12 protein-coding genes are annotated in these 12180 nt (G+C 63.8%); 6 read left to right on the top strand and 6 right to left on the bottom strand.

Annotated elements, in window-relative coordinates; genetic code table 11:
• Positions 1 to 282: 282 nt before the first annotated feature.
• The 5 genes from EOA75_RS19400 (at position 283) to EOA75_RS19380 (ending at position 3783) form a co-directional block, all read left to right on the top strand.
• A complete protein-coding gene (locus tag EOA75_RS19400) occupies positions 283 to 1077 on the top strand; it encodes a response regulator (RefSeq protein WP_067002122.1) in 795 nt (264 codons plus the stop codon).
• Between the two features lie 165 nt (positions 1078 to 1242).
• Positions 1243 to 1407, top strand: a complete 165-nt coding sequence (locus tag EOA75_RS19395; protein WP_067002119.1) for a DUF1328 domain-containing protein — start codon at positions 1243 to 1245, stop codon at positions 1405 to 1407.
• 180 nt (positions 1408 to 1587) lie between these two features.
• The gene (locus EOA75_RS19390) at positions 1588 to 2619 is read left to right on the top strand and encodes a sensor histidine kinase (RefSeq protein ID WP_127324926.1); all 1032 of its coding nucleotides are present in this window, start codon (positions 1588 to 1590) and stop codon (positions 2617 to 2619) included.
• A 510-nt stretch (positions 2620 to 3129) separates the two neighbouring features.
• On the top strand, positions 3130 to 3432 hold the full coding sequence (locus EOA75_RS19385; RefSeq protein ID WP_127324925.1) for a hypothetical protein: 303 nt from the start codon (positions 3130 to 3132) through the stop codon (positions 3430 to 3432).
• 105 nt (positions 3433 to 3537) lie between these two features.
• The gene (locus tag EOA75_RS19380; protein WP_067002111.1) at positions 3538 to 3783 is read left to right on the top strand and encodes a YMGG-like glycine zipper-containing protein; all 246 of its coding nucleotides are present in this window, start codon (positions 3538 to 3540) and stop codon (positions 3781 to 3783) included.
• An 83-nt stretch (positions 3784 to 3866) separates the two neighbouring features.
• Here EOA75_RS19380 and EOA75_RS19375 read toward each other — a convergent pair whose 3' ends face one another.
• The 4 genes from EOA75_RS19375 to xylF form a co-directional block, all read right to left on the bottom strand.
• Positions 3867 to 5492, bottom strand: coding sequence for a CHASE domain-containing protein (locus tag EOA75_RS19375; protein ID WP_127324924.1), 1626 nt, complete (start codon positions 5490 to 5492; stop codon positions 3867 to 3869).
• Positions 5493 to 5623: 131 nt separating this feature from the next.
• Entirely contained in the window at positions 5624 to 6424 is an 801-nt protein-coding gene (locus EOA75_RS19370) for an ATP-binding cassette domain-containing protein (protein WP_067002105.1), read from the bottom strand.
• A gap of 13 nt (positions 6425 to 6437) precedes the next feature.
• Positions 6438 to 7802: a sugar ABC transporter permease gene (locus EOA75_RS19365; RefSeq protein ID WP_127324923.1), complete on the bottom strand. Its 1365-nt coding sequence runs from the start codon at positions 7800 to 7802 to the stop codon at positions 6438 to 6440.
• A 235-nt stretch (positions 7803 to 8037) separates the two neighbouring features.
• Positions 8038 to 9078 carry a D-xylose ABC transporter substrate-binding protein gene (xylF, locus tag EOA75_RS19360; RefSeq protein WP_127324922.1) on the bottom strand — a complete coding sequence of 347 codons (1041 nt, stop codon included), beginning with the start codon at positions 9076 to 9078 and terminating at the stop codon, positions 8038 to 8040.
• 346 nt (positions 9079 to 9424) lie between these two features.
• Here xylF and EOA75_RS19355 point away from each other — a divergent pair, with 346 nt between their 5' ends.
• A complete protein-coding gene (locus tag EOA75_RS19355) occupies positions 9425 to 10660 on the top strand; it encodes an ROK family transcriptional regulator (protein ID WP_127324921.1) in 1236 nt (411 codons plus the stop codon).
• Positions 10661 to 10976: 316 nt separating this feature from the next.
• On the opposite strand, the gene phoB is transcribed toward EOA75_RS19355, so the two are convergent.
• Both phoB and phoU read right to left on the bottom strand, forming a co-directional pair.
• Positions 10977 to 11666, bottom strand: coding sequence for a phosphate regulon transcriptional regulator PhoB (gene phoB / locus EOA75_RS19350; RefSeq protein ID WP_127324920.1), 690 nt, complete (start codon positions 11664 to 11666; stop codon positions 10977 to 10979).
• Positions 11667 to 11685: 19 nt separating this feature from the next.
• Positions 11686 to 12180 (bottom strand): phosphate signaling complex protein PhoU (phoU, locus tag EOA75_RS19345; protein WP_127324919.1); only part of this gene is annotated, 495 nt, incomplete at its 5' end.

Genomic DNA, 12180 nt, shown 5'->3' with positions numbered 1-12180 from the left:
CTGCTACCCCCGTTCCGGTGCCTGCTCGGGGCGCCAGTTATTGAATTCTTTGACATTTCTTTCATGTTTGCCCTAAGTCCCAGCACCTGAAACCGCTTTAAAACCATAGATCACGACGCAAGCGGCACCCTTGTCTGGTTGCCCATCCCAAAGCCGGAAACGCCCGCTTCCTAATTTAGTTCCCTGCCCGGCGGAACTTTTTCAGAAAGCCGACGTTGGTTTTGCCGGGACTTCCAGTGAGTCTAGCCTTTGCAACAACGTCATCTGAGGGAGACGTCAAATATGAGCCTGTCCGCAACCATCGCTCCTCACCTGCCTTTCCTCCGCCGTTTCTCGCGCGCCGTGTCGGGATCGCAGGAAAGCGGCGACGCCCTGGTTGCTGCGATGCTGGAGGCCATCATCGCCGACACCGAAGTTTTCCCCAAGGCATCGAGCGATCGCATTGCGCTGTACAAGGTCTTTGCCAGGCTTTTCACTTCGATTGCGATCCGCGTGCCGCAAGAGCATGCGCAGACAGCTTGGGAGCAGCGGGCGGCCGCCAATCTGAACGCAATCGCGCCGCGGCCGAGGCAAGCTTTCCTGCTGGTCGCCGTAGAGGGTTTCAGCGAGGATGAAGCGGCGGAAATCCTCGATGCGGACGAACAGGAGTTCTCCGAATTGCTTGCCCAGGCAAGCAGCGAGATTTCCCGCCAGGTCGCCACCGACGTGCTGATCATCGAGGACGAGCCGCTGATCGCCATGGACATCGAGGAGATGGTCGAAAGCCTCGGCCATCGCGTTGTCGGCACCGCCCGCACGCACGCCGAGGCGGTCGCCGTTTTCGGCAAGACGCGTCCGAAAATGGTGCTGGCCGACATCCAGCTCGCCGATGGCAGCTCGGGCATAGAGGCGGTCAACGAGATCTTGTCCTCGACGCCGGTGCCGGTGATCTTCATCACCGCTTTCCCTGAGCGCCTGTTGACCGGCGAGCGTCCCGAACCGGCGTTTCTGGTGACCAAGCCCTTCAATCCAGACATGGTGAAGGCCCTGATCAGTCAGGCGCTTTTCTTCGACCGGCAGGCGAAAGCCGCGGCCTGACCGCATGTCCGATCATTGAGGTCTCATGCGAGGCGCCCGCGCCTCGCACGATGCGGCGCGGAGTCCCATCCGTGAAGCGTTTTCAGGGGATCGTCTTTTTCCGGAAATGGTGGAACAAACGCCATCCAGCCACGTTTTTTCCAGGACGTTAGAAGGAGAGATATCATGCTGTACTGGGCGCTCGTTTTTCTTGTGGTCGCGATCATCGCCGGCGCGCTTGGGTTCGGCGGCATCGCCGGCACGTCGGCTGGCATCGCGCAGATATTGTTCTTCGTCTTCCTTGCTTTCCTGGTGATCTCACTCATCGCCGGCCTCGTCAGGAGAACCTGACCAGGGGGAGTGCCGAACACTGGAAGCCGCACCCCTCAAACGGTTTCCAGCCACCGCCGGGCGATGTCCCCAAAAGGATGTCGTCCGGCGGACCGCTTTTGGGCAGCATAAGCATCAGTAGGTCAAGACCGGGGCAGCAATCCTCGTAAGCCGTTCGCGCCTGGATGCGGGAAGTATCGAATGCGTTCCAAGGCCTCAGAGAAGGACTATACGCAAGAGCGCAGCGACGAAGTGATCGCGATGCATCCGGCGGAAAGCGGGATGCAGGTGGGTCGCGCGCTACTCCACGCGCTCCACAATGCTGGAATTTCGGTCCTCTACCAGGATCGTGAAATGAAGACCGTCTGGGCGCGCAACATGCGCGCCCCGTGGGCCTGCGAGACGGCCGAGGGCAAGGATGCGCTTTCCCCCGCGCAGTCCGAGCGCATAGGCGCAGCCAAGCGCAAGGTGATTGAAACCGGCAACCCGGATCGCCTCGAGCTCGGCATTTCCGACAGTGACGGCGTGCGCTGGTTCCATGTCTGGATCGATGCCGATCGCAGCGAATCCGGCGAGGTTCAGGGCGTCGTCACCACCATGGTCGAGACGACGGAGCAGAAGCGCCGCGAGCAGACGCTGAAAACGCTGCTGCGAGAGGTCAGCCATCGCTCGAAGAATCTTCTGGCCATCATCCAGAGCATAGCCACCCAGACCGGACGCTACTCGGAGACGCTCGGCGATTTTCTGACGCGCTTTCGCGGCCGTATCCAGTCGCTCGCCTCGTCTCAGGATCTGGTGACATCCTCCAACTGGCGGGGAGCGGCGCTTCGTGAGCTCGTGTCCGGCCAGGTCGGCCGCTATAGCGCCGATCCAAGTCGCAGCCTGCGTTTCGATGGGGAGAACCCTTACCTCAATCCGAACGCTGCCCTTCATATCGGACTGGCCATGCACGAGCTGGCCGTGAATTCGGTAAGCTACGGCGCCCTGTCGCAGCCTGACGGGCGGATCAGGGTAAGCGCCAGGATCGCGGCCGGCAGCGAGACTTCGCCTGGCCTTTTGCTGATTTGGACAGAAAGGATCGGCGCCGGTCGGCGCACCGAAAATCGTTTTGGCAGCGTCGCCCTCGAACGCGTCGTGCCGACGTCGCTGAATGGCTCCGCCAGTCTCGATATCGACGACGATCGTCTCGAATATCGCCTGACCATCCCGCGCGGCAATTTCGAGATAGAATGAACAACCACGTCTTGGGCAACAGACAGCCGCCGGAGAGGCGTTAACCTGCCATTCACCATAAAATCCGATTGTGTTTCCCCGGCAGAAGCAACTCCAGGATAGCGCGCAATGCCCTTCCGAGTTGCGTAAAACCGTGGAGTGGATCGGCGATCCCGTGAGGCGCTGAACCGCTCGCGACGCATCAAACCCAGCCGCGCAATCACACCGCGATTTGGGAGGAAGCGAATGATGATTGCCGATATGGACAGGCTGGAGCGGGCCGCCCGCGTCTCGATGAGCGGCTTCCAGGACCGAAGCACGGCCCTCGCCCCGTTCCTCCCATCCATCGCTTCGCCTCGGCGCCGTCGCGCTTGTTGCTGCTCTCGTGCTGGCGGTGGCCTGGCAACTGGCCTGATCTTTCCAATCGAGCAGCCGGCCGGCGCCAAGGGCACGCGCCATTGCGCGCCGACTCCGCCGAGCAGGAACTTTTGAGCGGCAACAATCGTTCTTTGCGGCGGGAGGATTCGACCCGTGGAACACATCGCCGCCTTGCTCCTCGTCATTGGCTGCTCGGACACCATGACCGATTGCCGCGAATTGTCGGTGCCGGTCAGCGTCTTCGAGACTTTCGAGGCCTGCATCGCCGAACGGCCGTTTGCGCTGGGCGACCTGCAGGGGCGCACGCCGCGTGTCATGGGCGAGTGCCTTGCCGCCGATCCGGCACTTGAAGACGACTACGATCAACTGCTGTGGACCGTGCGTCCCGACGGCAGGCTCGTCGCGTCGCTGGAAACTTCCGGCGCGCTTGTCGCGTCAAACGGCGCACGCCCGTAAGACACTCTCTTCAGCAATAACAAGATCGGGCAGGCAAAGCCCGTTTTTTCGTGCTAAACGGCGGTTGGCACTGCCAAAAGTGAGGACAAAAGCGAGGAGCTATTTATGCGGAAAATGATCATTGCCATGGTTGCCGTGGTCGCCGTCAGCGGCTGCACCACGACCGAGCAGGATGTCGTCGGGGGCGGCTTGATCGGCGCCGGCGTCGGCGGCCTGGTCGGCGGCGGCAGGGGCGCGCTGATCGGCGCGGCTGTGGGCGCCGGGTCCGGCCTGTTGGTTCGCAACCTGCGCAATGGCTATTGCATATATCGCCACGCTGACGGCACGAGATACAAGGCCCGCTGCAACTGATTTTCCGCGAGACACAGTCATCTACCCGGGGGCCGACCAGCGGTCCCCGGGTAGATCCTTGTTAGACCCTGACTGACAGGCGCTCAGCCTGGCAGGGGTATTCGGATTTCCACCTTAAGCCCGTCGGCCCGGTAGTCGCGCTTGATCCTACCGCGCAATTCGCGCGTGACATTGAGATCGATCAGCTTGGTGCCGAAACCGGTCTTTGCCGGCGGCTCCAGTTTCTTTTGCCCGGCCTCGCGCCAATCGAGCACCAGCGTCCGCTCCCGGCCACGTCCTTCGACCCGCCAATCGACCTTCAGGGCGCCCACCGAGTTGCCGGCCTCGCCATATTTCAGCGCGTTGGTGGCAAGCTCGTGGAAGGTCAGGCCAAGCGCCTGCGTCGTCGTCTCGTCAAGCAGCACTTCCGGCCCCGACAATATGCCTTCGGAAAGCTCTTTGCCGAACACCTGCCCAAGCTCGGTGCGCAGCAGGTCGCCGAGGTCCGCTTTCTGCCAGCGCGAGCGTGTCAGCATGTCCTGCGACGCGGCCATCGCCTGCAACCGCGCCGAGAATGATGCCGAGAACTCCTTCACGTCCGTGGCCTGCGAAGCAGTCTGCCGCGCGATCGCCAGCACCCTGGTGATCGAGTTCTTGATGCGGTGCTTCATCTCCTGCAGGATCAACTCCTTTTCCAGCAGGCTCTTCTCCGTCGCCTCATGCAGCAGCGACTTCGCCTCGTAGGCGCGCTCCTGATAGCGGGCCACCAAGGCAATCGCCCCGGCGAGCAGCAGACCGAACAGCCCGAGCATCACCGGGATGGCGCGCGAGGAAGGCAGCGCGAAAGCGCTCGTCGGCCGAAACAGGACAGTCCAGGGTCGGCCGGCCACGACGATATCCCGGCGCGCCAGCAGCTTTCCGCCGAGCGATTCGGCCGGCGGCGCCTCCGACCGGAACAGGAGATTGTCGGCTCCCGGCTGGCCGTCGAAGATTTCGACGTTGACCGGCAGCAGCGGAGCCTTGCTGAGCGCCACCTGGAACAGATCGCGTGCGCGGAAGGAGGCGTAGAGGAACCCGGCGGTCGAGGAGCGGCTGGCATTAATGACATCCGGAGCCGTTTCCACGTTCAGCCGCACGAAGACCAGGAATCCGGGGAATGTCTGCTCCAGCCCTTGTCCCTGGCCAAGTTGAACGAGCCCGCTGGCATGCTGCTGGTCGTCGGCCATGGCCTTCTCGATTGCCGCCCGCCGTGCCGGGTCGCTGAACATGTCGAAGCCGATGATCGACTGGTTGGAGGTATCGAGCGGCTCGAAAAGCACGATGGGCGTGCGCCATTGCTGCTGCGTGATGGCCGGATAGACCGGGTGGGCCGAACCGCGAGCGCGCAGGATGTCGCGCTCGAGCGTGGCCTCGTCGCCGGCCTTGGCCAGCCTCAGGAAGCCGATGCCGCGCAGTCCGGCGAAATTGTCGTCGATGTCGAGCGCGGTGAGGAAGGCCTTGAACTCGCCGCGCGTAATATCGCCGTTACGAGCATCGAACAGCGCCTGGGTCGAGCGCAGCAGCGACAGATGCAGGTCGATGCGGCTCTCGATGCGGTTGAGCGCATCGTCGGCGGTTCCCTCGAACTTGATGCGTGCCGCCTCCTGGGTCGCGAAATAGGCGAACCCCGCCATCGTCAGGCTGATCAGCGCGACGGCGATGAAGGCGACGATCGGGAAAAGCTTTTTCAATGCAGGATGCGGCCCATGGATGGTTGGCCACCTTTATGGGCAAGTCTCCGCGCCAATACAATGGCAAGGCCAACCCAACGCCGCGATTGGCTCATCAAACAAGTCGCAAATTAGCCAACCAATTTATAGTCTTAGGCCGCGATTTTCAGCGCTCCGGGGCCTGGCATGGCGCCTGGCGGGCACTTGCCCAGAATGATCATGCCGAGCACCTCGTCCTGGGTCACGTCGCTGGTGCGCGCCGTACCGACGACCTGGCCGTTCTTCATGACGCAGACCCTGTCCGCCAGCTCGAACACGTCATGGATGTCGTGGCTGATCAGGAAGATGCCGATGCCGTCGGCCTTGAGTTGCCGCACCAGTTCGCCGACCTGGGCCGTCTCCTGGGGGCCGAGCGCTGCCGTCGGCTCGTCCATGATCAGGATTCGCGCGTTGAACAGGATCGCGCGCGCGATCGCCACCGACTGTCTCTGTCCGCCGGACAGCTTGATCACCGGCTCCTTGAAGCGCTGGAAGCGCGGATTGAGCCGGCCCATCACCTTGCGCGCTTCGGCCTCCATGGCGACGTCGTCCAGCGTGCCCCAGGCGGTCATCAGCTCGCGGCCGAGGAAAAGATTGGCGGCGGCGTCGACGTTGTCGGCAAGCGCCAGCGTCTGATAGATCGTCTCGATGCCGTATTTCTTGGCGTCGCGCGGGTTGGAGATTGCTGCCTCCTCGCCGTTGACGAAGATCTGCCCGGCATCGCGCTTGTAGGCGCCGGACAGTATCTTGATCAGCGTCGACTTGCCGGCGCCGTTGTGGCCGAGGAGCGCCACCACTTCGCCGGGGAAGAGATCGATGGAGGCATCGTCGACGGCGCGAATGCCGCCGAAGGCGATCGAGATGTTGCGCATGTCGACCAGCGGGGCGCCGGCGGGAGCGTTCTTGTCTGCCATGATGCTGCCTCCTTCACACCCGCTTGCGGTAGATGGTGTCGAGCCAGACCGCGATGACTAGCACGGCGCCGACGACGATGCTTTGCAGCGGCGAATCGACGCCGAGGAGCACCATGCCGGACTGCAGTGACTGCATCAGCAGCGCCCCAAGCATAGCGCCGAGCACGGTTCCCGAGCCGCCGGCGAGCGAGGTGCCTCCGATGACCGCCGCGGCGATGACCAGGAGCTCGTCCAGCGTGCCGAGCGCATTGGTCGATGAATTCTGCCGCGCCGACGATATCGCCGCGGCCATCGTCGCCAGCACGCCCATGATCATGAACACCTTCATGGTGATCCAGCGCGTGTTGATGCCGGCAAGGTTGGCCGCTTCCGGATTGCCGCCGATGGCAAAGACATAGCGGCCGAAGCGAGTGCGCTTGGTGATGAAGGTCATGACGAGGCCGACGGCGATCGCCATCAGCACCGGAACGGCGATGCCGTGGGCGATGAACAGGCCGCCTTGGGGGACCGTGATGTTGTTGGCGGCGGCGTAGCGGTTCACGATGCCGACCGGCCAGGGATAGGAATTGGCCAGCCACACCGCGCCCATGATGACGGCGCAGGTGACCGCGCCGAGCAGCGTCTCGGCCCAGATCGGACGCAGCGGAAAACGGAAGCGCTTGCGCTGCACCCTGCCGTTGAACAGCGCAAACACCACGGCAAAACAGGCGACGGCGCCGACGATCCAGCTCCATCTGGCGCCGATCGAGCCGGCCGGTCCGCCGCCCATCAGCTGGAAGGTGGCGTCGAGCGGCGCCACCGTCTGGCCGCTGGTGACCCACCAGGCAGCACCGCGCCAGACCAGCAGCCCGCCAAGCGTCACGATGAAGGCCGGCACTTCGAGATAGGCGATGACGAAGCCCTGGAAGGCGCCGATCAGCAGGCCGAGCGCCAGGCCGATCAACAGCGCCAGCACCCAGATCCAGGGATTGCCAAGCTCGAGCCCAACCATTCGCACCAGGAAATGCACTTGGGCAAAGCCCATGACCATGCCGATCAAACCCTCGGCGGATCCGACGGAGAGGTCGATGTTGCGCATGACGATGACCAGCACCATGCCGGAAGCCATGATGGCCACGGCCGAGGTCTGCACCGACAGGTTCCACAGGTTGCGCGGCGTCAGGAACGTTCGGCTATCGAAATCGAGCGGATTGACGCCGAGCCGCAGGCTCGAGATGACATGCAGGCCAATCCAGATGATCAGCAGCGCGCCGACCATGCCGAGCATGCGGGTGTCGAGCTCGGTCGCCTTGAGGAAGCGCCCGACGGCGCTGAGTTCGGAAGCCCGCGCGCGATCCGCCGCCGGGTTGGCCGGCGTATCAGAGGTCGTATCGGTCATGATCTCCTCCCACCGGCTTGCCGTCTGGCGCGATGCCGGACCACGATGCTAGAGCAATTCCAGGAAAAGTGCGTGGCCGCCTGGAATTGCGCGGAAACAAACGGCTGGAGCAGTTCGGCGATCCTGCCGGACAGTGAACTGCCCCAATGGTCTCCGGCTTCAGTACGCCCGAAAGCCTTTGGAAAAACGCCGCGGCTGTCGGGCCGCGGCGCTGCGTTTGAACCTGACGGCCAGCTTAGTTGCAGACCGCGACGCTGCCGGCGGCAACGCCCGCGCAGACTTCATCCTTCTTGATCCAACCCGCGTCGATGACGAGGTTGAGATTATCCTTGGTGATTGCGACCGGGGTCAGGAACAGCGACTTGACGGTGTTGCCGCCAGGCGTCGTGAAGTCCTTGGCGCCCGCGATGTCGGTCATCTTCTTGCCGTCGGCGAGCTGCGAGGCGATCTCGGCGGCGTGCTTGCCGAGCTCGCGCGCGTCCTTCCACACCGACACCGTCTGGGTGCCGAGCGCGATGCGGTTGAGCGCGGCATGGTCGCCGTCCTGGCCCGAGACCGGAACGGTGCCGGCCAGCCCTTGCGCCGTCAGAGCCGCGACGACGCCGCCGGCGGTGCCGTCATTGGCCGCCACCACCGCGTCGACCTTGTTGTCGTTGGCGGTCAGGAACTGCTCCATGTTCTTCTGCGCATTGGCGGGAAGCCAGCCATCGGTATAGGCCTCGCCGACATTCTTGATCTTGCCGCTGTCGATGGCTTCCTTCAGCACTTCCATCGAGCCGGAGAACAGGAAATCGGCGTTCGGGTCGGCGCCCGAGCCCTTGATGAAGACGTAATTCCCCTCGGGCTTAGCCTTGAACACCTCGCGGGCCTGCATGCGGCCGACTTCCTTGTTGTCGAAGGTCAGATAAAACACGTCCTTGTTCTCGATCAGGCGGTCGTAGCCGACGACCGGAATGCCTTCGTCGAGTGCCTTCTGCACCGCCGGCCCGATGGCGGAGGCGTCCTGCGCCAGGATTATCAACGCATTCGCGCCCTGCGAGATCAGGCTTTCGACGTCGGTCAGCTGCTTGCCTGGATTGGACTGTGCGTCGGCGGATATATATTTGTCGCCGGCGGCCTCGATCGCCTTCTTCATCGCCGCTTCGTCGGTCTTCCAGCGCTCTTCCTGGAAATTGGACCACGAAACGCCGATCACCTTGTCCTTCGCCTGCGCGACCGACGCCAACGTCAACGACATGGCGACGCCCGCCAGAATGGCGGCTGCGAATCTCTTCATGATATCCTCCCTGCGCCCCTCGCGGCGCGACCCAGACTGGCCCGAAGGCGATGAGGCTTTTTTTCGAGCCTCGAAAAAATACTGATCCAACGCTAAAGCGCTGTCAACTGCAATTCTGACGGTTTTTGAGGTGGTCACGTACTTTTTTCGAGACCCGCAATAAATAATGACAGTGCCGACCGCTTCTGCCACTATCGCGGAACAGTTCGGGAGGAGGCGCAGCCCGGTCCACCGAAACTTGTAAGACCAGGACGGTTCGGGTGCCGGCGTGCGGGACTGAACCGATCTGGCGCGTCGCCGAGTCCTGTGCATGATCGAGAGGCCGCGCTGACTGGGAGGAGAAAAAATGTCGGTCGGAATCCGCCACGACGATCTGCGCCGGCGCAACCGCGCCATGGTGCTCTCGGCCGTGCGCCGGGCCGGCCAACCGTCGCGCACGGAAATCGCCGCGACCACCGGGCTCAGCCATTCGACCATTTCGGCGATCTCTTCCGACCTGATCCAGGAAGGCATCCTGGCCGAGAGCAAGCCGAGCGAGACCGCGTCTCTGAAGCGCGGCCGGCCACAGGTGGGCCTCGCGCTCAAGCCGGAGGCGGCGGCGGTGGTGACGGTGGTGCTGTCGCTCAATTTCCTCTCGGTCGCCGTTATTGATTATGCGGGTCAGGTCATCGCCGAGGAGCAGCGCCGCCTCGATACGCTCACCATGCCGCGCAACGAGCTGATCGGCGAATGCTTGGCGATCGTGCGGCGCCGGCTGGACGATCCGGACCTCGACGTCGGCAGCGTCGCCCGCATCGCCATGGGCATCCAGGGCATCACCGATTCCCATGCCCGCGCCATGCTATGGTCGCCGATCACGCCGCTGACCGACATTCCCTTCGCCGACATCCTGGAAAAGGAATTCGGCATTCCGGCCACCATGGAAAACGACTGCAACATGATGGCGGTGGCGCTGCAGTGGCGCGATCCCGACCGCTATCGCGACAATTTCATCGCCATCCTGCTCTCGCACGGCATCGGCATGGGCCTGGTGCTGAAGGGCGAGCTGTTCACCGGCACGCATTCTTCCGGCGGCGAGTTCGGCCACATGATCCATCGTCCGGGCGGCGCGCTCTGCCGTTGCGGACGCCGCGGCTGCGTCGAGGCCTATGCCGGCAACTACGCCATCTGGCGCAGCGCCATGAAGATGAGCGAGGACGCCGAGCCGGTCGATGTCGGCGACGCCGACATGCGGGCGCTCGCCGCCAAGGCGCGCGAGACGGATGGCCCGGAGCGCGAGGCCTATCGCCGGGCCGGGGAGGCGCTGGGCTTCGGCCTTGGCAGCCTGTTCGCGCTGATCGACCCGGCGCCGGTCGCCATGGTCGGCGTCAGCGCCGCCGCCTTTGACCTGATCGAGCCGGCGCTGCGCGAGGCGATCGGCCAGACCGCCGGAGGCCAGCATTCAAACTCGATCTCCTTCGATACCGAGCCGAACGAATTGCCGCTGATCCGCGAAGGCTGCGCCGTGCGCGCGCTGACCTTCGTCGACCAGGAGATTTTCGCCCCGGGCGTGCAGGCAAGAGCGGGCAAGAACGTGGCCTGAACAGCTTCGATAGCGATCGTTGGCTTCTGTGCGTCCTGCAGACGCCGGAGATTAGCGAAGGCCCCGCAGCTTCGTCATTCCAGGGCGGAGCAGGAGCGAAGCTCCGTCGCGGAGACCCTGGAATCCATGCCATTACCTCAATCGTCGGATGAGCGGAGCAGAATTTCTGCACCGCCGCGGCGCGTGGAAGTCGCGTGGATCGTCGGGTCTGCGCCGCGTCGCGACGCTTCGTGCTCCGCCCGTGGACGGCGAAGCACCAGCGTCTCGATAACCCGCCAGCGCAGATAGAACCCGTCAGACCTTCGGTGCCCTGGATCTAATCTTCCCTGATCGCGTAGCCCGCCCCACGGATGGTACGTATGACGTCCGGCATCCGGCCGTTGTTGACCGCCTTGCGCAGGCGTCCGACATGCACGTCCACGGTGCGCTCGTCGATATAGATCGTCTCGCCCCAGACATTGTCGAGCAGCTGGCTGCGCGAGAACACCCGGCCGGGATGCCGCATCATGAATTCCAGCAGCCTGAACTCGGTCGGGCCGAGCCGGATCTCGCTCTTCTTGCGGTAGACGCGATGCGATTCGCGATCGAGCACGATGTCGCCGACCTTGAGCACGCTGGACAGCACCTCCGGCTTGGCGCGGCGCAGCAGCGCCTTGACCCTGGCCATGAATTCCGGCGTCGAGAACGGCTTGACCAGATAGTCGTCGGCGCCGGTCGAGAGGCCGCGCACCCGGTCGCCTTCCTCGCCGCGCGCGGTCAGCATGATGATCGGCAGGCGTTCGGTCTCGGGCCGCATCCTGAGGCGCCGGCAAAGCTCGATGCCGGACACCGCCGGCACCATCCAGTCGAGCACCAGAAGGTCGGGCACATTCTCCTGCAGGCGGATCTCGGCCTCGTCGCCGCGGGTCACCACCTCGACCTGATAGCCCTCGGATTCGAGGTTGTAGCGGAGCAGCACCCCCAGCGGTTCCTCGTCCTCCACCACCATGATGCGTGGCGCGATCATATAGCAGGCACCTTCGCTGTCAGGCCGCCGGCGCCGACATCGTCGTCTCGTCCTGCTTAGGACGATTCGCGGGCAATTGCGTGCCGGTCAGCACATAGTAGGCGTTCTCGGCGATGTTGGTGACGTGGTCGCCGATGCGCTCCAGATTCTTGGCGCAGAACAACAGATGCGTGCAAGCCGTGATGTTGCGCGGATCCTCCATCATGTAGGTCAGGAGCTCGCGGAAGACGGCGGTGTATTTGACGTCGATGCGCTCGTCGTCGTTGCGGAGCTTGGCGAGCGCCGTGGCGTCGCCGGCCGCGTATTCCTCGATCATGCCCTGCACCTGGATCAGCACCAGCTGCGCCATCGAATCGATGGAGTGCGAAAGGTCGCGCGGCGCGGCGCTGACGCCGACCGAGCCGACGCGCTTAGCGATGTTCTTGGCAAGGTCGCCAATGCGCTCGAGATCGCCGGCCATGCGGATGGCGCCAACGACGCTGCGCAGGTCGTCGGCCATCGGCTGGCGTTTGGC

The organism is Mesorhizobium sp. M1A.F.Ca.IN.022.07.1.1 (genome assembly GCF_003997575.1).
Classification (GTDB): domain Bacteria; phylum Pseudomonadota; class Alphaproteobacteria; order Rhizobiales; family Rhizobiaceae; genus Mesorhizobium.
Note: the sequence above shows the minus strand (reverse complement) of the source record. Positions and strands in the feature narration are given on the sequence as shown.

Bases quoted from the DNA above. Each gene is read 5' to 3' on its own strand.
- EOA75_RS19400 (WP_067002122.1), top strand. From the start codon at position 283: ATGAGCCTGTCCGCAACCATCGCTCCTCACCTGCCTTTCCTCCGCCGT.
- EOA75_RS19370 (WP_067002105.1), bottom strand. From the start codon at position 6,424: ATGGCAGACAAGAACGCTCCCGCCGGCGCCCCGCTGGTCGACATGCGC.
- EOA75_RS19355 (WP_127324921.1), top strand. From the start codon at position 9,425: ATGTCGGTCGGAATCCGCCACGACGATCTGCGCCGGCGCAACCGCGCC.
- phoB (WP_127324920.1), bottom strand. From the start codon at position 11,666: ATGATCGCGCCACGCATCATGGTGGTGGAGGACGAGGAACCGCTGGGG.
- EOA75_RS19390 (WP_127324926.1), top strand. From the start codon at position 1,588: ATGCGTTCCAAGGCCTCAGAGAAGGACTATACGCAAGAGCGCAGCGAC.
- EOA75_RS19365 (WP_127324923.1), bottom strand. From the start codon at position 7,802: ATGACCGATACGACCTCTGATACGCCGGCCAACCCGGCGGCGGATCGC.
- EOA75_RS19395 (WP_067002119.1), top strand. From the start codon at position 1,243: ATGCTGTACTGGGCGCTCGTTTTTCTTGTGGTCGCGATCATCGCCGGC.
- EOA75_RS19380 (WP_067002111.1), top strand. From the start codon at position 3,538: ATGCGGAAAATGATCATTGCCATGGTTGCCGTGGTCGCCGTCAGCGGC.
- xylF (WP_127324922.1), bottom strand. From the start codon at position 9,078: ATGAAGAGATTCGCAGCCGCCATTCTGGCGGGCGTCGCCATGTCGTTG.